At 64.0% G+C, this 21,186-nt stretch carries 19 protein-coding genes; 7 read left to right on the top strand and 12 right to left on the bottom strand.

Going from position 1 to position 21,186, the window contains the following annotated elements:
• Positions 1 to 53: 53 nt before the first annotated feature.
• Positions 54 to 1,652 carry a chloride channel protein gene (locus tag CDV49_RS17500; RefSeq protein ID WP_256947392.1) on the bottom strand — a complete coding sequence of 533 codons (1,599 nt, stop codon included), beginning with the start codon at positions 1,650 to 1,652 and terminating at the stop codon, positions 54 to 56.
• A 273-nt stretch (positions 1,653 to 1,925) separates the two neighbouring features.
• On the opposite strand from CDV49_RS17500, the gene CDV49_RS17495 reads away from it, so the two are divergent.
• Positions 1,926 to 3,164 (top strand): DUF937 domain-containing protein, encoded by a 1,239-nt coding sequence (locus tag CDV49_RS17495; protein WP_088216674.1) that lies wholly within the window; start codon positions 1,926 to 1,928, stop codon positions 3,162 to 3,164.
• Between the two features lie 942 nt (positions 3,165 to 4,106).
• On the opposite strand, the gene CDV49_RS17490 is transcribed toward CDV49_RS17495, so the two are convergent.
• Entirely contained in the window at positions 4,107 to 4,331 is a 225-nt protein-coding gene (locus CDV49_RS17490) for a DUF1902 domain-containing protein (protein ID WP_035713504.1), read from the bottom strand.
• Between the two features lie 414 nt (positions 4,332 to 4,745).
• Here CDV49_RS17490 and CDV49_RS17485 point away from each other — a divergent pair, with 414 nt between their 5' ends.
• The 3 genes from CDV49_RS17485 to CDV49_RS17475 all read left to right on the top strand — a co-directional run bounded on the left by CDV49_RS17485 (position 4,746) and on the right by CDV49_RS17475 (position 7,404).
• Positions 4,746 to 6,002 (top strand): Nramp family divalent metal transporter, encoded by a 1,257-nt coding sequence (locus tag CDV49_RS17485; RefSeq protein ID WP_088216673.1) that lies wholly within the window; start codon positions 4,746 to 4,748, stop codon positions 6,000 to 6,002.
• A gap of 109 nt (positions 6,003 to 6,111) precedes the next feature.
• Positions 6,112 to 6,843, top strand: a complete 732-nt coding sequence (locus tag CDV49_RS17480; RefSeq protein ID WP_088216672.1) for a class I SAM-dependent methyltransferase — start codon at positions 6,112 to 6,114, stop codon at positions 6,841 to 6,843.
• Between the two features lie 291 nt (positions 6,844 to 7,134).
• Positions 7,135 to 7,404: a hypothetical protein gene (locus CDV49_RS17475; protein ID WP_088217279.1), complete on the top strand. Its 270-nt coding sequence runs from the start codon at positions 7,135 to 7,137 to the stop codon at positions 7,402 to 7,404.
• 156 nt (positions 7,405 to 7,560) lie between these two features.
• Here the strand turns inward: CDV49_RS17475 and CDV49_RS17470 are convergent, their stop codons facing one another.
• Positions 7,561 to 8,313, bottom strand: a complete 753-nt coding sequence (locus CDV49_RS17470; protein ID WP_179209255.1) for a YbaY family lipoprotein — start codon at positions 8,311 to 8,313, stop codon at positions 7,561 to 7,563.
• Between the two features lie 1,066 nt (positions 8,314 to 9,379).
• Positions 9,380 to 9,502 (bottom strand): hypothetical protein, encoded by a 123-nt coding sequence (locus CDV49_RS20955; protein WP_256947391.1) that lies wholly within the window; start codon positions 9,500 to 9,502, stop codon positions 9,380 to 9,382.
• A 382-nt stretch (positions 9,503 to 9,884) separates the two neighbouring features.
• On the opposite strand from CDV49_RS20955, the gene CDV49_RS17460 reads away from it, so the two are divergent.
• The gene (locus CDV49_RS17460; protein WP_088216670.1) at positions 9,885 to 11,519 is read left to right on the top strand and encodes a hypothetical protein; all 1,635 of its coding nucleotides are present in this window, start codon (positions 9,885 to 9,887) and stop codon (positions 11,517 to 11,519) included.
• On the opposite strand, the gene CDV49_RS20305 is transcribed toward CDV49_RS17460, so the two are convergent.
• Together CDV49_RS20305 and CDV49_RS20540 are read right to left on the bottom strand one after the other, a co-directional pair.
• Entirely contained in the window at positions 11,507 to 12,172 is a 666-nt protein-coding gene (locus CDV49_RS20305) for a hypothetical protein (protein ID WP_143413198.1), read from the bottom strand. The genes CDV49_RS17460 and CDV49_RS20305 overlap by 13 nt on opposite strands.
• 435 nt (positions 12,173 to 12,607) lie before the next feature.
• Positions 12,608 to 12,763, bottom strand: a complete 156-nt coding sequence (locus tag CDV49_RS20540) for a hypothetical protein (protein WP_156969593.1) — start codon at positions 12,761 to 12,763, stop codon at positions 12,608 to 12,610.
• A 191-nt stretch (positions 12,764 to 12,954) separates the two neighbouring features.
• On the opposite strand from CDV49_RS20540, the gene CDV49_RS17455 reads away from it, so the two are divergent.
• Positions 12,955 to 14,121 (top strand): hypothetical protein, encoded by a 1,167-nt coding sequence (locus CDV49_RS17455; RefSeq protein ID WP_088216669.1) that lies wholly within the window; start codon positions 12,955 to 12,957, stop codon positions 14,119 to 14,121.
• Between the two features lie 29 nt (positions 14,122 to 14,150).
• Here the strand turns inward: CDV49_RS17455 and murB are convergent, their stop codons facing one another.
• Complete coding sequence (gene murB / locus CDV49_RS17450) at positions 14,151 to 15,191, bottom strand: UDP-N-acetylmuramate dehydrogenase (RefSeq protein WP_084684211.1); 1,041 nt, start codon at positions 15,189 to 15,191, stop codon at positions 14,151 to 14,153.
• The gene (locus CDV49_RS17445) at positions 15,181 to 16,494 is read right to left on the bottom strand and encodes a UDP-N-acetylglucosamine 1-carboxyvinyltransferase (RefSeq protein WP_088216668.1); all 1,314 of its coding nucleotides are present in this window, start codon (positions 16,492 to 16,494) and stop codon (positions 15,181 to 15,183) included. Before CDV49_RS17445 ends, murB begins: the two co-directional genes overlap by 11 nt.
• A gap of 288 nt (positions 16,495 to 16,782) precedes the next feature.
• Here CDV49_RS17445 and CDV49_RS17440 point away from each other — a divergent pair, with 288 nt between their 5' ends.
• Positions 16,783 to 17,844: a glycosyltransferase family 2 protein gene (locus CDV49_RS17440; RefSeq protein ID WP_131389083.1), complete on the top strand. Its 1,062-nt coding sequence runs from the start codon at positions 16,783 to 16,785 to the stop codon at positions 17,842 to 17,844.
• Positions 17,845 to 17,890: 46 nt separating this feature from the next.
• Here CDV49_RS17440 and CDV49_RS17435 read toward each other — a convergent pair whose 3' ends face one another.
• The 4 genes from CDV49_RS17435 to CDV49_RS17425 are packed head-to-tail and all read right to left on the bottom strand — an operon-like array spanning position 17,891 to position 21,101.
• Entirely contained in the window at positions 17,891 to 18,598 is a 708-nt protein-coding gene (locus CDV49_RS17435) for a beta-1,6-N-acetylglucosaminyltransferase (RefSeq protein ID WP_256947390.1), read from the bottom strand.
• Complete coding sequence (locus CDV49_RS20535; RefSeq protein ID WP_179209253.1) at positions 18,504 to 18,743, bottom strand: hypothetical protein; 240 nt, start codon at positions 18,741 to 18,743, stop codon at positions 18,504 to 18,506. The genes CDV49_RS17435 and CDV49_RS20535 overlap by 95 nt, the downstream gene beginning before the upstream one ends.
• A 29-nt stretch (positions 18,744 to 18,772) precedes the next feature.
• Positions 18,773 to 19,783 (bottom strand): NAD-dependent epimerase/dehydratase family protein, encoded by a 1,011-nt coding sequence (locus tag CDV49_RS17430; RefSeq protein WP_088216679.1) that lies wholly within the window; start codon positions 19,781 to 19,783, stop codon positions 18,773 to 18,775.
• Between the two features lie 13 nt (positions 19,784 to 19,796).
• Entirely contained in the window at positions 19,797 to 21,101 is a 1,305-nt protein-coding gene (locus tag CDV49_RS17425; protein ID WP_088216665.1) for a UDP-glucose dehydrogenase family protein, read from the bottom strand.
• Between the last annotated feature and the right edge of the window lie 85 nt (positions 21,102 to 21,186).

Below are 21,186 nucleotides of genomic sequence, written 5' to 3'. Positions count from 1 at the left end.
GGGCAATTTTTCGAGGTGCCCATAGATACTTTCTGGTGAGACAGGCCCTCTGATCACCCGCGCTCAGAGGGGGGCCTATTGTCCTGCTCTCTGCTGCGCATCAGGCGGAGCGCATCGGCGAGCCACAGGCGGGCGAGGCCGTGATAGAGCGGCTCCGGCGTCAGGATCCGGGCCACCCCGTAGCCGATGAGCGCCGTGGCCATGACGGGCAGGATGTCGTCATGATTGCCGGTCATCTCGAAGACGATGACGAAGGCGGTCATCGGCGCCTGAACCACTCCGGCGAAATAGCCCGCCATGCCAAGCACCGCCGCCATGCCGCCCGGCGTGCCGATCAAGGCCCCGATCACGCTGCCCAGCCCTGCGCCAACGGAAAGGGAGGGCGCGAAGAGGCCGCCGGGAATCCCCGAGACGGTGGAGGCCAGCGTGGCTGCGAACTTTGCCAGAAAAAACTCGGGTCCCAGCGTCTCGCCCCCGATCGCTGCGCGGGCGTGGTCATAGCTTGTGCCGAAGGCCGCCCCGTGCGTGGCGATGCCCGCCACCGCCACGACCAGCCCGGCGATCCCTGCGACCGCCACGATCCGCCGCGCAGGTGATCCGGGATTCCAGCGCCGGATCCGCCGCGTGAGCCAGAGTGCTCCGGCAGAGAACCCGGCCCCCAGAACGCCGCCCGCCACGCCCGTGGCAAGGATCAGCGGCAATCCCTCCGCCAGCGCCAGCGTGCCCTGCGAGGCCCCGAAATAAGTGTAATGCCCCTCTATCGCCAGGGAGGCCAGGCCGGCGATCACGACGGTGGACAGCACAAGGCCATTCGTGCGGGCATGATAGCTCCGCCCCATTTCCTCGATGGCGAAGACGATCCCGGCAAGGGGGGTGTTGAAGGCCGCGGCGATCCCCGCCGCCGATCCGGCCAGGATCAGCCCCCGCGCCTGAGTCATGCCACCGAGCCGGGCGGAAAGCAGCATGATCGCCGCGCCGATCTGCACCGTCGGCCCCTCCCTCCCGATGGAGGCGCCGCAAAGCAGGCCGGCCACGGTCAGCAGGATTTTCCCCACCGCCGTTCGGATCGAGAGATAGATGAGCCGCCCCCGCCCTTTCAGCTCTCGCGCCGCGATGGTCTGTGGGATGCCGCTGCCCTGCGAGCCGGGGAAATAGCGCCAGGCGATGAGGGCGCAGGCGATGAACCCCGCAGGGGTCAGCAGGATCGTGGCCCAGAGCCGCCACGGCGGGCCGGAGATCATCCTGCCGAACAGATGTTGCGCGGTATCGGCGGCATGGGCAAAGGCCACGCTGACCAGCCCCGTGACAAGCGCGCCGATCCAGAAGACGAGCCTTGCCCGCCAGCGGGCCGGGGAAACGAGCAGCGCCTGCGACCGGCGGAGAGCCCCCCGGCGCAGCCGCGCCCGGACCGGGCGGGAGGGAGCACCGCCCTCCTCCGGCCTTCCCGCAGGGCCCGACCGCAGATCCTGCCCCAGATCCTGCTCAGGCTCCTGCCGCGCATCCGGCTCCACATCCGGCTCCCCATCCGCCCGGAACATGGCAGAGGGGGGAGAGGTGCCGCTTTCCCCGCCTCCGGCATTTGCGGTGGAAGCGGGTCCGGCTTCGGCCGGTTCCTGAAGCGGGTGCGTGGCGGGGGGCCTCTTGTAGGGCATGACACCTCCGGGATTTCCTTTCCCGCCTGCACCCGTTCGGCGCTGGACGCAAGCTTCCTGCCCGTCCTGCGGCTGTCCAGCCACCCCCTCCGGCCGATCTTTACTGACAGCCCATCGTTCCCCCAAAGGGAAGGATGGCCATTTCCCGCTTTTTCGCCGTTTTTAGGGGTGGCTTTTGCACCCATTGCGATATGTCTACAAGTTCGGGGCATTCCGTGCCGGGACGGATACGGAAAGGACCCCTGCAGGAACGGCTTTCCAGAGGGAGGTTCCATGTCACTCGTTCAGACGCTTTTAACCACGGTATTGTCCGGTCCTGTCGTGGACCGCATCGCCGGGTTGATCGGGGTCGATCCTGCCAAGGCGCGGCAGGCGATCACGGCGGCAGCCCCTGCCTTGCTGGCGGGTCTCGTCAGCGCAGCCACCAATCCGCAGGGCAGCAAGGCGCTTGTTTCTGCGCTTACCGGGCTCGGCAAGCAGGAGGGGGATCCGCTGGCTGACGACCTGACCGCCACCGGGGCGGGCGTGACCGGCGTGGGGGGGATACTTTCCTCCCTCTTCGGGGAGGGGACGCTCAAGACGCTGTCCTCCAAGGTAGGGGATTACGCCGGTCTTTCGCAGGAGAAGTCGGCCCCGCTGATGGGGGCGGTGGGCAGCCTCCTGCTCGGCTCGCTCGGCAAGGCCGTGGCGGCGCCGGGGGCTACGCCCGCGGGTATCCTCGATCAGCTCATCGCCGGAAAGGATGAGATCGCCAAGGCCCTGCCTTCCGGCCTGGCCCAGAGCCTCGGCGCGGCGGGCGGGTTGCTCGGCGGGCTGGGCGGGGCTGCCGCCTCTGCGGCGACCACGGCTTCGACTGCCGCGGCGAGCGGCGTGGAATCCGTGACGGCCAAGGCCGCAGCCGCCAAGACGGCCGTGGAAACACCGCCTGCCGCCACAGCGAAACCCGCGGCCACTCCCAAGAAAGAGACACCGCCGGCCCAGAAAAGCCCTTCGAAACTGCCGCTGATACTGGGGGTCGTGGTACTGGCCCTGCTGGCCGCATGGGCCCTCGGCGCCTTCCGCTCGCCGCCCCCGGCTCCGCCCGCTCCCCCGCCTGCGGCAGCCCCGGCGCCGACATCTACGCCGCCCGCGACCTCAACGGCCCCCGAACCAACAACTCCCGCACCAACCCCGGCACCGACCACCACCCCGGCTCCGTCCGGCGGGCCGACGGATGTGATCACAGGGGCTATCGACCGGCTGCGCAGCACGCTTGACACCGTGACGGACCGCGCCAGTGCCGAAGCGGCGCTTCCCGCCCTGCAAGGGGTGAGCGACAGTCTCGGTTCCGTTGCCTCGATGGTGAGCGCCCTGCCAGATACCGCGAGGACTGCGATCAACGGGGTCATCAACAGTGCCCTGCCTGCCCTGCAATCCACACAGGAACGGCTCTTCGGCAATAGCGAGATCGCCGAGGTGATCCGCCCGGTGCTCACCGATGTGATGAGCCGCCTGCGCGGGCTGGTCGAGTAACAGGTCGACTGATCTTGCGGGAGGCACCACGAGCCTCCCGCAATTTGGCAATCCGGGTCACCCCTGTCCGGGGAGCGGCTCCTTCCTGCATGGGTCGGAAAATCCCCGTAGAGGTCGCCGCCCTGCTCCTGTTGCGGGGCCAAGAGACAGGGGCCAAGGGACAGGGGACGACCCCACCCTTCCCCTTCGGCGCCAGCCCACCCGCCGTTTGCTGAGCCGATCCACACCTTCAGCCCGCTTCCGATGAACATGGCGTCGTCGCCAGCGCCCCTGGTTCGCTCAGCGCCGTGGCGGCGTCCTGAAACACCGCCCCTGGCAATGGCACGACCGCGACTTCGGCAGAGCGCCTCCACCCCCCCCGGCAGCGGCGGCGGCCCCATTGCCAATGCATTGCGGCATGTGGAACCGCTGCGCCAGGACAGAAGGGCCCATGCCGGCGCCTTCTGAAAGTCCGACCCACGGAAAGGCTGGCATTTCAGGCGACAGGCCGGAATGGGGCGATCACGCTCCGCCCGATCAGCGGCGCCGGGCCACGCGTCGCAGCCCTTCTGGCAGGTGACGTCGACCTGACCGAAGCCCCGCCGGTGCAGGAAGGCGACCTTGGGCAGCCAGCGCAGGGGCTGTGGCAAAGGGGCCGCGCGGCAGCTCGCTATCCGCATGGCCTCCGGCGGACGACCGGGCCTCATGCTGCTGGAGGAGCAGGCCCTTGGCGTCTCGGTGAATAAGTTTCGGTGGAAATGGTAGAAATGATGGCGATGACGGGGATCGACCCGCTCCCGCGACAGCCTTGCATGCTCATCATATAGGGCAGCCTTGCTGGCAAAGGGCCGTGAAAGGCAGAGAGCCAGACTACAGGTCAGGGAAGCATCATGACCCGCAGGATCCGCAACAGGACGGGATTCCAACGCGGATTTCCCTGCCGCCCTCCCCTTCTGAGGCCATTCAGGCCCTGCCCTGTTCCCCCTTCTGGAGACCTGCTGCCGGCCGTGACCGGGCGAGAAGGCTTCTCAGAACTCCCGGCAGCCGCTCCTGCAACTCGCCGAAACTATGGGCGGAGAGCCTGAGACCGGCGATATCGCCGGAGGTGGCCGTCCAGACTCCGGCGGCATCGTTCCAGCGGGTACTGACGGTAATCTTCGGCTGTGGCATTCCAGTCCTCTCGATCATCTTCTGTTCCTCAATCTCCGCACCCCCTGCCGGGTTCCCGCGTCTTTTGCGTCTGCGGCGATGGGGCGCGGCGCCTGATTGCTGTGATGTGGTTGCCGGGGTGGCCCGTCTGCGACAGGCCCGCAGTACTCAGGCCCGGAGCAATCGGCGCTGGACACCCGGCCCGGAGCATCCGGCCTAAACACCTGACCCCGAACACCCTGGACACTTGGCCCGGATTTGGTCGCCTTCGTGCCCATTTAGCGCGCACCGCCCGCCAAAGAGGCACAGGAAGAAGACAAATATCTTACCTTGTGTGACAAAGCGACACATGACACTCCCTTCGTTATGTGCCGAAGGCCCTTTGGCGGGCGCATCGGTTGCCTAGGGCAGGTGCGCCGATTATGGGGGCCTCATTGTAACAAGGGAGTGAGGATGACCCAGCAATCCCAACAGGCCGCCGAGCCGAAGTGGAGCATCGTCGGGCCTGGGCTCGTCGTGGCCGCGACCGGCGTCGGGGCGGCCGACCTTATCGCCACCACTGTCGCAGGCAGCAAATACGGCTATGCCCTGCTGTGGTCGGTGATCGCAGGCTGCATCATGAAGGTGATCCTGGTGGAGGGCGCTGGTCGCTATACCCTCGCCACGGGCAACACGATCTTCGAAGGCTGGTCGAGCCTTGGCAAATGGACCAGCTGGTATTTCGGTCCCTATATCGTCATCTGGGGCTTCGTCTATGGCGCGGCCGCCATGGCGGGCACGGGACTTGCGCTCTATTCGCTGTTCCCCTTCTTCAGCGTCGCCGTCTGGGGCATCATCTCGGGGCTGCTGGGCATGGCGCTCGTCTGGTCGGGCAAATACGACCTGTTCGAGAAGGTGCTGACCGTGATGGTCATCCTGATGTTCATCTCGATGGTCGCCGCCGCCGCCTTTACCGTACCGAACCTCGGAGAGATCGTGCGGGGGCTCGTCCCTCATATCCCCGAAGGCGCGATGATCAACGTGCTCTCCGTCGCGGGCGGCGTGGGCGGCACGATCACGCTTGCCGCCTATGGCTACTGGTTGCGGGAAAAGGGCTGGGGCACGCCGCGCTACATGAAGGTCATGCAGATCGACAACGGCGTCGCCTATCTGGTGACCGGCATCTTCGTCGTGGCGACGCTGATCGTGGGCGCGGAGCTGCTTTACTCGGCCAATATCGCCATCGGTGGTGGCGATCAGGGGATGGTGGACCTCGCCACCGTGCTGGGCGAACGCTATGGCACCTGGATGAGCAAGCTGTTCCTGATCGGCTTCTGGTCGGCGGCCATGTCCTCTCTCGTCGGCGTGTGGAACGGGGTGAGCCTGATGTTCGCGGACTTCCTCGGCCATGTGCAGGGCAAGCCGCATAACGACCCCGACCGGCTCGCGGGCGGACGGTATTACAAGTTCTACATCGTCTGGCTGACGATCCCGCCCATGGTGATGCTGTTCCTGGGCCAGCCGGTCTATCTGATCCTGGCCTATGGGGTGCTCGGCGCGCTGTTCATGCCCTTCATGTCGGTGACGCTGCTGTGGATCCTGAATACCGACCGCGTGCCGAAGCAATGGCGCAACGGGCTGTTCATCAACATCATGCTGCTGCTCTGCACGCTGGCCTTCGCCGCTCTCGCGGTGGATCAGCTCCGCGGCGCGATCATGCGGGTGTTCTGAGCTGCCCTGAAAACCGGAAAAGCCCCGCCTTCGCGCGGGGCTTTTTCATTTGGGGCTTCTCCTTTCAGGCAGAGGTCGGGCATGGTCGGCCCCCGGCATGAGGGAAACCATGGCCCAGAACATCTACGACACCCCCGATTTCTTTGCCGGCTACAGCCAGCTTCCGCGCCAGGTTCTGGGGCTGGCAGGCGCGCCGGAATGGGACGCCATCCGCGCCCTGCTGCCGGATGTGAGGGGCGCGCGCGTGGCTGATCTGGGCTGTGGCTTCGGCTGGGCCTCCCGCTGGTTCCGGGCCGGGGGCGCCGCCTCGGTTCTGGGGTATGATCTGTCGGAGAACATGATTGCACAGGCGCGGGCCAGGACCGATGATCCGGCCATAGAGTACCGCATCGCTGATCTGGAAGGGCTCACCCTGCCCGCGAGTGCCTTCGATCTGGTCTACAGCGCGCTCACCTTCCATTACATCGTCGACTTCTCCCGGCTGGCCGACATGATCCATCGGGCGCTGGTGCCGGGGGGCAGCCTGGTCTTCACCATCGAACATCCGGTCTACATGGCCGCGGCGCATCCCCGCTGGACGGAGGATGAGGACGGCCGCCCGACCTGGCCCGTCAACGGCTATGCCGATGAGGGGGAGCGGCGCACCGACTGGTTCGCACCCGGAGTGGTCAAGCAGCACCGTAAGCTCGCCACGACGCTCAACACGCTGATCGCGGGCGGTTTCGATCTGCTGCGGCTGGACGAATTCGCCCCGACCAGGGCACAGGTCACCGCCATGCCGGAACTTGCGGTGGAGCGGGAGCGGCCGATGATCCTGCTCGTCGCCGCCCGGAAGCGCTGAGATATCGGGATCGGCACTGTAGGGGCCTTCAGGCGCCGTCAGGGCGCGGGCATGGACCATTGACGGATTTCCGTTTTCTTCCAGCCATACTTTCTGTGATCACAGTAAGGGAGATGCGGCAAAGTCAATCGTGACTATCGGAAAATGTATGTGCGTTAGTGCACATATCATGTGTGATTACGGTACTTATCTACTTTTATGTTTGAGCCTATATCAGTGCCGTAGCCGATGGAAAGATCGGTGGACCGCAAGAGTGAAACTGCAAGACGGTCCAAACGAAGGATGAAAGAGATGTTTGCCAAATCCATGCTCGCCGTTGCTCTTCTGGGTCTTGCCGCTCCCGTCATGGCGCAGGGCGTCAATCCCGGCAAAGCCCAGCTTGCCCAGCAACTCGGTGTGAACCCCACGGAATTCAGCCTGAACGAGCTGGTCCAGCTCGACAATGCGAAACGCAACAATGACCATGAGCGGATCAACCTGATCCTCAGCCATGATGCGATGGTCACCCGCGGTGCCAACACCCCTACCGCGCTGATCGTACCGGATTACGTTGACGACTGATCCCCCGGATCACTGCACCACTCGCACAGGGCACGCCATTCGCGTGCCCTTTTGCTTTGCCGCCTGTGTGCCGATCCCGGGCAAACAGGCACGCGACGGGGGCTTTTCCGCCATCGCCGCCCGATGCGGCTTTCCGGGATATTTCTGGCGTTCCGCTCATCTTTCGGTGCTGCGGAACGCCGCAAGCCCACCCCCAGCCTCATCAAAGAGGATAAGGGCCTGACCGGTGGGATCTATCTGCCAGCGCCGCGCCGCTTCGAGCGCCTGGAAAAGCGCCATTTCCTGCCCCATCGCGATGGGCGGACAGGCCATCATCGTGCTGGCGACGCGGCCGAAATCGATCCGCTCCCCCTCTATCCTCGCCTTGCCGGTGATCATGTTACAGCCGCCAGAGCCGGACAACGTGCCATCTGCTGCAATCTCGATCACCGACTGGACGCCCGCCTCCGCCGGCTGACCCATGAGGCTTTCGAGCCGCCAGAGGCCCGCGGGGCTTGCGGCGGGGGTGGCGACGCGTTCCACCACGATTTCGGCCTGCCCTTCCGGGTGCTCGAAGGCCGGATGATGGGCTGTGGTGATGAAAAGCAGCTGCCCCCCTGCCGTGATGCGGGCCTGCAACGCATAGCTGTGGTTCGGCACGATGGCGGCCGCGTCATAATCCAGAGCGAAGGGAAACGGCGCGGCATGGTCGGACTGCAGCGTGGTTTCGCCAAGAACCGTCGCCGGCGCATCGGCGCGGGAGACATCGACGAGCTTCACCTCCACTTCGGCTCCGGGCGGCAGGGCCATACGCTCCCGATAGGTGACGGTTCCACGCAGGGTCTCGGCGGAAAGGGGACTGGTGGAAAGGGAACCGGTCAAGACAGCCGCGGCCAGCATGGCGCAGGCAGGGAAGCGGGAACGGATCATCTGCGGCCTCTTCATGTAAGGGCATGGACCGGCAGTGTAGCAGGGGCAAGGCCACTCTGTGGAGCAGTCAGCCGCTCCCTGACATTCTTTCGCCCGCGCCCCCCTGTGATCACATGTTCAGAGCGGCGGGCCGCAGGGCATCGGGGGGCCATGCCTTCAGGAAGCGGTGAGTGGCATGGCAACGGCGCGCGGCAATGACGGCTGATGTCGACAGGTGATGCATCTGCATTCCACGGCCGAGGCTGTCCTTGGCCATTTGGAGAAATGGTTGTCGCCTGTTCCGCTCGTGGCAGCCAGCAGGCCTGCCGCCCTTCAGGCCAATGCCCGATGGCTGGCGACCTCCTGCCGCTGCATGGACCAGGAGAGGCAACCACAGAACCGCTGGGCGATGGAGGCTTCACCCGCCGCCACCGTGATCTGTAACAACACGCCTCTTTACTGGGATATCGGATACTGTAGGCGCAGAATTTTGCGATTCCGCGCCCCACATGAAACGACCAAACTGTCCTTAATTATTACCGATAAGTTGCGCTTATCGAATGAGATGCAATAATGACAACGCGGCGTCTGAGAACCACCCGCAATGATCGCATGAACCGCCGAAATGGGCGGCTATCCGGGATTTATCGTGTTCTGAAAGTCCTCCGTCCCGCCATCCCTACGGGCCGCGATGACCCCGGCGGGTGCAGGGCGCAAGAATGATGCCGAAACGGGTTGCCTTCTTACCGGTGCTGCGCTGGCTGGCCGCTTCTGTGGTTCACGGCGGAGGCGCATAAAATTCTGACCCCCGCACATCGTTCTGAGCGACAGGGCCGTGGTGTTTTCCCATCCAGATGTTCTCGACGGGGCCAATTGGCCGCCACACGGCTGTCCGGGAACGGGGCGGCGGGTGCCTGAGTCCCCCCCCTGCGCCCGATCGACAGCACGGGATGGTTCTGTTCGGCCACGCCTCACTTGCCGGTCCACGGCTTGAACTGTCGTGACAGAAAATCGTTGGCGACAGCCAGATCTCCACTCCTGGCATGCAGGGACCGTTTCCTCCGCTGCGGGCTTCCTGCTGCCCCGCTCACAGATAGCCACCGCCATTGAGCAACGCCTTCTTCCACGGGGGGATCCTCATCGGATGCACGCCGTATTCGGCCGCCAGCTCCGACACAGGGCGCTCGCCTTTCACGGATCCCAGCGCCATCGCGCCTCCGTCACTGTTTCGGGGGGGAGCTCAGCCCGCGCTCGGCGGGAATGGTCTCCTCTCGGAAGACCCCGGGGCCGATGGCCTATCGGGAACCGGATCGTCCCATCTCGCGTGACCTGCGGCGTGTATTCCCACAATGGGTTGAAGGGAAACACCGATGTCTGGGAGGGCAACCGCGACTACTTTACGAGTAACATCGTCCCTGGCCCAATGCTGCGTGCATAAGGAATCTGAGCATGGCACTATTTCGGTATCGGCCTCGGGCGGCAGGGCTCGCGGGCAGCAGGCTCACTTCCTCGCCCCTCTGATCACGAGATCGGGCTACGGCTTGCGTGCGCTACACGAGGAACCCGTTAGGTATACGACAGTGGGAGCAGTTATGTCGGGCATGCTGGACCATGACCCATACCCTTCGATCCGGGACGGCGTGCCGAATTTCGCTATGGACGGCTGGGTCTATGGGCTGCGCGGGGACGAGATCGAGGCGCTGGAACGCGCCGTGACCTTCTCTGGCCCGGCTCACGCCACCTTGGAGGGGATGGCGGTCGAGTTCCGCCTTGTCGGTACGGGAGGCGAGGCGGTCACCGGCTGGGTAAGCGCAGGCAGGATCACCGGTGGGGCATGGAGCGTCAGGCGGTCGATCCCGGCCACGAAGCATTGGTGCTGGCGGGAGGTCCGCCTGACAGCCAGCCCGGAGATCGTGGCGCGGAGCGTCGGGCGCTGCGCTGTCGGGTTCAAGCATCTGCTGGTTGGCCCGTCCTCGCTGGCGCGCGGAACCCAATGCCCCAATCCGAGCGTCTACGGCGCGGCGTTCACCATGCCTCCCCTGCCGGACATCGGAAAAGTTGCCTACTGCACCTTCTGGGAAGGGAAATCCACATTGGCCGGAGGGTCTGATGAAGCTCCTGCCCGGTACGGAATTACAGGGTCGGGGACGCCCCCCGTCAGCACGACCAATCCCGACAGCTTCCAGAACTGCGGCCAGATGCTCCTTGCCCAACAGCTTGCCAGCATGGTTCCGGGCATCCACGCCATCGTCAACGCCTCGGAGGCGGGGCGAGGCGTCTGGGGCGGGTCGAGGAACCTCCTCCGAATGCAAGCCGAGATTGACCAGCTTCAGACGATGATCGACCTGGCGGGAAACGACATCACGGTCCTGCTGTTCAACGAAGCCGTCAACGCGGGCAGTGCCACACAGACGCTGGCATCCGTCCTCCGAGGGGGGGCGCCCGGCCAACTCATGCACTTCGACCAGATCATTCAACCGGGCTATAGGCTGGTAAATGCGCCCGCGCGTGGCCAACAGGCGGTCAATTCAAAACCTGCCAAAGACCAATATATCCAGTCAGCCATCCAATTCGCCGCTGAAGGGGGCGTGACGGGTGTCCTCGCTCTTACGCGCATGGATTTGCGCGACACCGCAGGCTTGGTCGGAAACCTTACAGCGCATCCGAGGCAGGACGTTACGAATGGCGCTGTCTTGCAGGCCCCGATAACGGGCATGGCGCTGGCAAGCGCTCTCGGACGCGGCCCGGGCATTCCTCATTTCGGACAAGCCAGATTTGGTAATGCGCGTCGAACGGAGATCATCGTGCCTGTCGTCGCGGCGAACCGCGGGAATATATCGGCCCTCAATCCGAAGAACATCTCGGGATTCATGTGGACAGACGTGGCCGCCGGGACGACGAGTTCGTATCTCTTGGCAAGCCTGTCGGATGGGGAGATCACGATTGTTCACCCCGAAGGAAAGGCATTCCCGGTCAGCACCAAACTACGCATCACTCCGAGCCTCTATCACAGCGCCGGGGGCTACTTCCAGCAATGGCCGGGAAATGGGCAGCCGGGAGCGACTGCGATGAACGACGCCGGAGATCAAACCGTTTTCGAGGGGATCGTGTGGGAGGCATATCCGAAGGGGTTGTTCGAATACGGCCTCCCGGTGATAGGGCAGGTCAGCAAGGATGGTCTATATCTGCCGGTCTACGAGAAAACGGTGCTGCCCTACGCCCCCTGACGCGCCTTGCGCCTGCGCCCGACTGCCCAAAGCGCAGCCGTCCCTGCCAGAAGCAGCGGGGCGGCAGCGGGAAGGGGGACGGGGGCGGGGGGCATTTCCCACGAGTTATCTGGAAAGGTGAAGTAATCTGTGCGAAAATAGACGGCATCAACTGCGGGGTATCCGTGCCAGTCAGTCAAGAGATTATAATCGGGGGAAATTAACTCAGCGGTTACGCCAAAGCTCCCCCCTTGCAGAATGGCATCGACTCCCAGAGTATTGTATCCGTGTTCCCAAAATCCCCACAATGAAATCGACAGATCTTCGTCGAATTTTATATCGAACTGTATATGGGCTACTCCCCATGGAGGCTCACTTCCATTAAAGGACTTGAGAACAGTCCCTACAGGTAGACCGTATTCTGCGGGGGATGAATACCATACCCCCGGCACGATGTTATCGGTAATTACTTCCATGGATACGGAGAAATCGGGAACGTTCGGCATTACAACCTTAATTTTACCATCGCCGATTCTATTGTTGGTGCCGCTCTCAAAATACCAGGCATGCGATATGCTGTATTCGTAACGCGCCACAGCCGTATACGTCACAATCGCTGCCTCAGCCTGCCCTACTGTCAGGCAAGCCGCAGCCGCCAGAGCAAACGCTCTCATCCCAAATCCTCCGATTAACCAATCGGCCTCACGGTGCCGTGAGGCCGACGATTCGAGCAAGGGTAAAGATTAAGATGTATCAGTCTGCAGGGATGACGGATGCCTCAAGGCGGATCAGCGCCTTCGTCGCGCCCAGCAGGGGTGAAGAGCGTGGGGTTTCTGATCGGAGACAGCGCCTTGTAAAGGCCTCCCGGCTCAGGCCTGCATCTCGGCGCCCGCGACATGCCACGGGCGCGATCCCCGGTTGGGGCAGCAACACCAGCGGGGAACCCAAACCACCGATCACACGGGGCAGGATCCAGGGGCATTATCGGACCGGACCTCGGAGGAAGCCGATCCCTGGAGATCGGCCTGAATATTATAACGAATATCGTTAAATATCGTACTGAACGAAGATCCTTCGGGCACCAACGCAGACCCTCGGTTCGTCCAAATTCAAGCCACAGGCTTGCGCAGCGCCTCCCAGAGCATCTTGAGTTCGACCTCCGAGAGCAGCCGGTGGAGGCTGCGCTTGATCGACTTCGCCGGCACGGTCAGCAAGTGACAAAACTCCTCCGTGGACACCACAGCCTGGGCGCTATCACCCAGCATGCAATGCAGACGCTTTCCTTAATGTTCGCCCGATGCCCGCTGTGCATCCGCACCGCCATCAGCAGCTCGCAGCCGACATCGGGTGCGCGGTGGAGATGAATGCCACGAAGAACACAACTCGGTAAGGTTATGCTTGCTTGAATCTCTTCGCACCCGCAGAATCCTGAAGTCCTCGTGTGCAGGAGAGAAAAATGCAGCCGGCCGTGTCCCGCATCTCTTCCATCGACCTATTTCGCTATCTCACCGTTAGCTTCGCGCTTTTTTCTCACACACTTCTCTTCTTGAAGTCGGACGCCCTCTCGGGTGGCGATGTGATACTGGGGCTGAAATCGATCACCCGCACCGCAACGCCTGCCCTGATGATCCTGTTCGGGGTCATGGCAGAGATTGTCTACCTGAGACGCTACCGAAGCGATCCGGACAGGGCAGCGCAGGGCATGATTTCGCGCGCGATCATCTGCTACATCTGCTATGTTGCGCTGGTCGTTCTCGCCTTGGTCTTCGGCCATGTGAGAGGAGGACAGGCTATACGGGCGACGCTGCTGGTGGCGCCCTCACCTTATGCCAATATCTTCAAAATCTATACCTTTCTGCTGCCGATTACACTCCTGCTTGTCCAACTCCGGGCGCGCACGGGCCTCCTAGGGCCTTGGGTGGTTGTCGCAGGCATCTGGCTGCTAGACTGGATTGTGCTGGACCACTTGCCCGCTCCTCCCGTTTTCGCCCACTTCGCGGGCTTCCTGTTCGGCATCGGAACCTCATGGGGACCGAGTATCCTGCACAGTCTAACACTCGTCGTGATGGGCATGACCCTGGGTGCCGCTTTCTTCAGCCCTTCCCGGCTGACAGAGAAGGCCGAGATGCATGCGGCCCGCCTCTGGCTCGGCATGGCCACTGGCCTGAGCCTGCTGCTGTTAGGCACGAAACTCGGCTGGTTCGGGTTGCATGGCGTTCTGCTGCGGATCGCGGACATCACGCAATGGCGGGGGGATAATGACATCGGCTATTACGCCTATGGCCTGCTCTCCGCCCTCGGGCTTCTGTTCCTCGCCCGATCAATCTGCATTATCGCTCCCCAGTGGGTCGTCACGCCGCTGGCCCGGATCGGCGGTGCGACGCTGGCCTATTTCTTCATTGGGAATGCGCTTCTCCTGATTCTGCCATCGCTCGACTGGCTACCCTTCTGGGGCAAGGCATCGTTCACGGTGGCTTTCCTTGTGTTCTGCGGAGGCGCCACCCTGATCTGGGACCAGCTAAGGAAGGCATTCCCGGTCCTACAGACGCCGGTTCGTGTCGCACAGCAGATGACCGGCCTATTGCTCGGACACAGAAAAAGCCGCACCCTGTCCAATCCCTAGCGGATGCCCTCTTCGACAGATAGCTGTGGTCAGAGCGCGATCCGGCCCAGCAGGCCAATATCGAACCGCCCTGCGTCGGTGAAATCATGCGCGGGGCGTTCCTCACCCTCGGCGCTGACGAAGCGCGCCTCGCAGTCCATCCTGTAGCCTGTACGGGCGTGGACAGTCTGCCGGATATGGGCAATCAGGGCCAGAACCTCGTCCGATGTAGCGCCGCCCCGGTTGACGATGAAATTCGCATGGAGCGGCGAGACCTGAGCCCCGCCCAAGGCAATGCCCTTCAGTCCCGCCTCCTCTATGGCCTTGCCGGGCGGGCCGACCACCGCATACATCGCGGGGTTCGACAGGAAGGTAGAGCCGCAATTGGGCAGGTTCTTCGGGAATTTCCGCCGGCGGGAGGCAAGGATGTCGATCATCTCGCGCCGGATCGCCGCCGGATCTCCCGGTTCCAGTTCCAACTCCACTTCGGTGATGGCACAGCCACGGCCCTGCAACGCCGAATGGCGATAGGAAAAAGCCATCTCTTCCTGCGTGAGACTGCGGATATCTCCCTCCGGCGTCACCACGGTGACGCGGCGGACATGAGCGCCGACGCCCTTGCGCTGGCTCCCGCCGTTCATCAGCACGAGCCCGCCGATCGTTCCAGGAATGCCTGCCACATGCTCAAGCCCCGTGAGCCCGCGCCGTGCCAGTTCCAAGGCCAAGCGTGGCACCCAGAGGCCACCGCCGCAGATGACTCGCGTCCCCTCGATGTGCAGCGCGGACATGGCCCGCCCGATCCTGAGCACGAGGCCGCGGTAGCCGTGGCTGTCCATCAACATGTTGGAGCCGTCGCCCAGAATGAAGACCGGTACGCCATGCGCTCGCGCCAACCGCAGACAGGCCGCCACCTCCGTGCTGCTTTCCGCCTCCACCAGCAGATCAGCCGGCCCGCCGATCCGCCAGCGAACCTCTTGGGCCAGCGGCCGCCCTTCGGCGATACGGGTCACTCCCGCCTGACGCAGTGCCACGAGAAGGGCCGCGATAGGTGCGGAGACATTTGCCCGCAGCAAAGCTGCCTCAGGCGGCATGCCGATCCTCACGCACCTCTATACGGCCACCGATGGTGCGCAGCTTGCCCTCCAGGTCGTTGTACCCCCGAAGCGCCATGTGGACATTGTTGATGATCGACCGCCCGTCGGCACAGAGCGCAGCCATCACGACAGCCATGGAACCGCGCAGATCGGTGGAATCCGCCACCCCCGGCTTGAAGCGCGCCGACCCGTTGATGGTGATCTTGCCCCGTTCCGCCGTCAGGTGGTCGCCCTGAACGAGCTTTGCCAGTTCACCCACGAAAGCAATGCGCTCCGGGTAGCGGTAGTCATAGACCCGAGAAGTGCCCGCCGCCGCCAGCGCAAGGATGACGTAGAAGGACTGCATGTCCGAAATCACACCCGGATGCGCCCCACAGGCCAACTCAAACGGCTGGACAGAACCGGAGGTCAGGCATCCCGGCGTCACATGCACCGAACGGGAGTTGCGGAAGAAGTCGATACCCGCCTGCTGCAGATGCAGAAGCGGCACTTCCATGCTCCCGAAAGGCACGTTATGCACGGTGAGTTCGCCGCCTGAGAGGATGCCGTAGACGATCCAGGTCAGCGCCTCGATCCGGTCGCTCATCACCGACATATGAGTGCCACCGAGCGGCTGGCCCCGCCCCTCCACCACGATGTGGCTGGAGCCGAAGACCTCTATGTTCGCGCCCATGCGGCGCAGGAAGGCGATCAGGTCCTCGACCTCCGGGGTGATGTAGGCGTTGTATATCTCGCTCCGCCCCTTGGCGATGGCAGTGCAGATCAGCGCCGTCTCCGTGCCGCCGACGGTGGAGATGCTGAAACGGATTTCTCCGCCCTGAAAGCCTTGGGGGGCTGTGATCTCGATATGGTCGTCCTTTTCCGTCACCTCGGCGCCAAGCGCCTTCCATACCATGATGTGCTGGTCATAGCCGCGCCCGCCGGCCGAGCCGCCGCCGATAGGGCAGCCGCCGGGATAAGGGATGCGCGCGATGCCGGAGCGGAGTACCTGCGCCGCCGAGAGCAGATAGGTCGTGCGGATCGGCACATCGTAGTCGTTGCGGGTTAGCAACCGGGACTTGAGCGCCTGCGCGCTGATGGAGGCCTGCTCCGTCTCGCGGTCCAGCGTGATCTCGGCCCCGAGCTTGCGGCAGAAGTTTACCTTGTGACCGACATCGACCAGTTCTGTGGGAAAGTTGCGCAGCGTGACGGGCTCATCGCTGAGCAGAGCCGCCGAGAGAAGCCGCGTTGCAGAATTCTTCGCTCCACTCACCCGGACATGGCCGCGCGGGACGATCCCGCCGTCAATGATTGCGTACATCCGCTTTCACCTAATGATGCTTGAAAACATACTGTGAGGCTCCACAGGCCTTGTCTCGACCGTAAACCAGTTTCTTCTTCCTGCCAATCGCTGCAGTGCAAAAGATACCGCTAACGATTCTATCGGCATATCTCTTTTTTCTAACAAAACATGATGGCAACCTCCAGACCCGCCGATTCATCTCAAAGTTAATCTCTGCATTGCAGCTCGGCCACTTGAACCCCGGGATCCATTTGATACTGTTGAGAGGCAGTGGCCTTCCTGCAGGGTTCTTGCGAACCGGATTGGATGAGAATGACTCCTTCCCACCCCCGATCTCCGAAAGTTTCAGTCGTCTGCGCCTGGTACAACAGGGCGGATTTCGTGCGCGATACGGTAGACAGCCTGCTGGCCCAGGATTTCGATGATTACGAGATCGTGCTGGTCAATGACGGCAGTCCCGATCCCCGTGTGCGAGAGATCCTCGACAGCTACGATACTCCGCGCCTCCGGGTGATCCATCAGGCGAACGCAGGCTTCGTGAGCGCGATCCGCAAGGCCATCGACAGCTCAGGCGGCGAATACATCGCTGTCATGGGAGCCGGCGATGCTTCCCTGCCTGCGCGGCTGCGCAAGCAGGCTGAATTCCTCGACACCCACCCCGATCATATCGGCGTCGCCTGCGGTCTGCGGGAGGCGGAGGTAGATCGCGACTGGAAGATCGTCAAGGTCCGCGACCTTGGCCTCAAGGCGCGGCCCGAAATCACGCATGAGCAGGTTCTGGGGCGCATCCACTCCCCCTTCACCCATGGCGAGGTGATGTACCGGCGCTCCGCCTACGAGGCGGTGGGCGGATACCGGCCGTTCTTCCGTTTCACCCAGGATCTGGACCTGTGGTGCCGGATGTCGCGCTACGGGGGCAAATATGCCGTGATCCCGGATGTGCTTTACGAACGCCGGCTTTTCGCCGGCGACGGCATCGCCACCGACATGCAGAAACATGTCGCCCAGATCACCCTGGCCTTCATGGCGCTGCAATGCGCCCGTGAATGGGACCGGCAGGGGTTCGATTCCATCGATGTCTTTGGCCTGCAGGCCGGCCTCTTCCGGGAGCCGAGCGCCCATCTGGCCAGCTATCTGGCCAGGATCGCGGTGAAATATCTCAAGGCCGGGCTGGTGGAGGAGGCACGGTTCTTTGCCCGCCTCTCGCTTCAGGAGCGCCGGACGTCTGCGGGAAGGATCGCCCGCGGCATGATCGCCCTTCAGGGCGGGCGCTATTCCGGCCGGATCGTCCAGACGGCCTTCCGGTTCCGCAAGATCCAGGATCCGCGCCAGATGCGCCCCATTCCCGCGCTGAGGCCGCAGCCCTAGCTTCGGCGGCCGGGCCCTTCGCGGGATCCGGCCGCCGAGGGCCGGATCACCCCCCCAGGCTCTCCCTGCGCCCGGCATCCTGGCCGGCGGGATGGAAATCCACGAACTTGCGCCCCATGAGGTGCCAGTCCCGGCGCATCTCCTCGTAGAGAGCGGCATCGATGGGCTCGGGATTTGGCTTTCCGGAGATCCATTTCATCGCCGTGGGCGTCGGCCCGTCTGTCTCGAAGCCGAGATGGGCGAAGAGCGTCTGGAAGAACAGCTCGTCGCTGCAGAAGACCAGGCGGAAGGCGTTGAGATACCAAGGATTGGCGTCAAGGAAGGCCACCATCGCCTCGGCAACCGGCCGTTCGATTAGCCACCATTGCCAGCCGGCATGGGGGCGTATGCCGCGCAGCAGTTTCGCCACATTCCTGCGCGGCAGGAGCCGGTCCACCGCCCGCGTGACCCAGATCCCCCGGGGCCCCAGGTCGAAGAAGAAGCGCTTCTCGAGCCGGGTCATCGTCCGGTCGGGGAAAGGCATCTCGCGGACATCCATGAAGTTGCCGCCCTGCCCGCCATTCGCACGCGCCGCCGCCGCGATTCTCGCACGGATCTCTGCGTCGGAGCGCAGGGGGTAATCCTGCCCGCTCATCAGATAGAGATGGGTGACGGCGGGATCAGCCAGCGCCGCCCGCAGGAGCCGGAGCGAGGCCTCGACCTGGGAAAAGCCCCCCCCAATAGACCTTGACGCGATCCTCAACGAAGGTCGCACGCTCGAAGAACAGCCGGAAGGGCGCGATGTCGGATTTGCGGTCGACATGGACGTAGCGGACCCAGAGCTCCCCGGACAGCCGGTCGAGCAGCTTTTCCAGCAGGTCGGGCCGGTGATGTGCCTGGACGAGGGCAGCGATCTTCATCAATGCACTCCTGTCATGAAGGATCCGGTTCAGATCCCGTAATACTCCCGGTACCATTCCACGAAGCGGGCCACGCCGTCGCGGATGTCGGTGCGGGGGAGGGGATGGCCCAGCAGCGCCTCGATCAGCCGCGCATCGGCCCAGGTGGCGGGCACGTCGCCGGGCTGCATGGGCAGGAAGTTCTTGGCCGCTTCGCGCCCGGTGGCGGCCTCGATGGCGGAGACGAAATCCATCAGCGGCACGGGCGCGCCATTGCCGATATTGACCACCCGCCAGGGCGCCACCGGGGAGAGGCTGTCGAATTCTCCCACCGGCTCCTGCCCGGGCGCCACGTCGATCAGCCCCGCGATCCCCTCCACCAGATCGGCGACATAGGTGAAGTCGCGCCGCATGTCGCCGTGGTTGTAGATGTCGATGGGCTTGCCTTGCAGCACGGCCTTGGTGAACTTGAACAGCGCCATGTCCGGCCGGCCCCAGGGCCCGTAGACGGTAAAGAAGCGGAACATCGTCGTGGGCAGGCCGTAGAGATGGGCATAGGAATGCGCCATCGATTCCGTGGCCTTCTTCGTCGCGGCGTAGAAGGACATCTGGTGGTCGGCCCTGTCCGTCTCCGCATAGGGCATCCGGGTATTGGCGCCATAGGCAGAGGAGGTGGAGGCCAGCAGCAGATGTGCGGGCGGCACCGCCCGCGCCGCCTCCAGCACCTCGAAGGTGCCGATGAGGTTCGCCTCCACATAGGACCGCGGCGCGTCGATGGAATAGCGCACCCCCGCCTGGGCTGCGAGGTGGATCACCGCATCGGGGCGGAACTCCTCCATCAGGCCGCGCACCAGCCCCTGATCCTCCACGCGGCCGATCACCGCGCGGAAGCCGGGATGTGCGCCCAGCATGGCGTGGCGCTTCTCCTTCAGCGAGACCTCGTAGTAGTCGCTCATCGCGTCGAGGCCGAGGACCTGCCAGCCATCGGAGAGCAGCCTTTCGGCCAGATGGTAGCCGATGAACCCGGCCGAGCCGGTGATGAAAGCCCTCTGCCCCGCCATCTTCTCCGTCCCCTCAGCGCCCGACGCCGGCATAGGCGGCAAACCCCGCCTCCAGCACGCCGGTCTCGTCATAGACGTTGCGCAGGTCGGCCATCCTCGCCACGGCCATCGTCTCCGCCAGCCGGGGCAGGTCGAGGGCGCGGAACTCGTTCCATTCGGTCAGCAGGACGACGCAATCGGCGCCCTTCGCCGCCTCATAGGGATCCTCGCTCCAGGCGACGCCGGGCAGGAGCTTCTCCCCCTCGCGTTTCCCTTGCGGATCGACGACGGAGACCTGCGCCCCCGCGCCCACCAGCGCCGGCACGATGGTGAGCGAGGGCGCGTCGCGCATGTCGTCGGTGTTGGGCTTGAAGGTCACGCCGAGGACGGCGACCTTCTTGCCGTTGACCGAGCCGTCGCAGAGGTCGACGACCTTGTCCACCATGCGCCGCTTGATCGCGTCGTTCACCGCAATGACCGTCTCCACGATCTGCATCGGCACGGCATGGTCCTGCCCGATGCGGGCCAGCGCCGAGGTATCCTTGGGGAAGCACGACCCGCCGTAGCCCGGCCCCGCATGCAGGAACTTGTTGCCGATCCGCCCGTCGAGGCCGATGCCCTTCGAGACCTGCTTCACATCCGCGCCGACCTTTTCGCACAGCCGCGCGATCTCGTTGATGAAGGTGATCTTGGTGGCGAGGAAGGCGTTGGCCGCGTATTTGATCATCTCCGCCGTTTCCAGATCCGTGTAGAGGATCGGGAAGTCGCGCAGGAAGAGCGGGCGATAGATCGCGCCCATCACTTCCTTCGCGCGCTCGGAGGTGACACCCACCACCACGCGGTCGGGGCGCATGAAATCGTCGATCGCAGCACCTTCGCGCAGGAATTCGGGGTTGGAGGCCACGTCGAAGTCTGCGGCCGGATTGGCGTCCCGGATCTCTGCGGCCACCTTGGCATTGGTCCCGACGGGCACGGTGGATTTCGTCACGATCACCGCATAGCCGGTCAGCGCCTCGGCCACCTCGCGCGCGGCGGCGAAGACATAGGTCAGGTCCGCATGCCCGTCCCCCCGCCGCGTCGGCGTGCCGACCGCGATGAAGACGGCATCCGCACCCTCCACCGCCTCCTTCAGATCGCCGGTGAAGGACAGCCGTCCGGCCTGCACGTTCTTGGCCATGAGCTGATCGAGGCCAGGCTCGTAGATCGGCACCTCGCCCCGCTTCAGCATCTCGATCTTGCGGGGGTCCTTGTCCACGCAGACCACGTCATGTCCGAAGTCGGAAAAGCACACGCCGGAGACGAGGCCCACATAGCCCGTGCCAATCATCGCTATCTTCATGGGGAGGTTGCCTTTTGATGCTTGTTCAAGGGGGTGTTCAGAAAAGGAGGGGTGTTCGGGAAGGTTAAAGCGACAATCATCTGCC

Source organism: Haematobacter genomosp. 1 (assembly GCF_002196855.1).
Classification (GTDB): Bacteria; Pseudomonadota; Alphaproteobacteria; order Rhodobacterales; family Rhodobacteraceae; genus Haematobacter.
The sequence above is the reverse complement of the archived record's forward strand: the minus strand, read 5'-3'. Positions and strand labels throughout refer to the sequence as shown.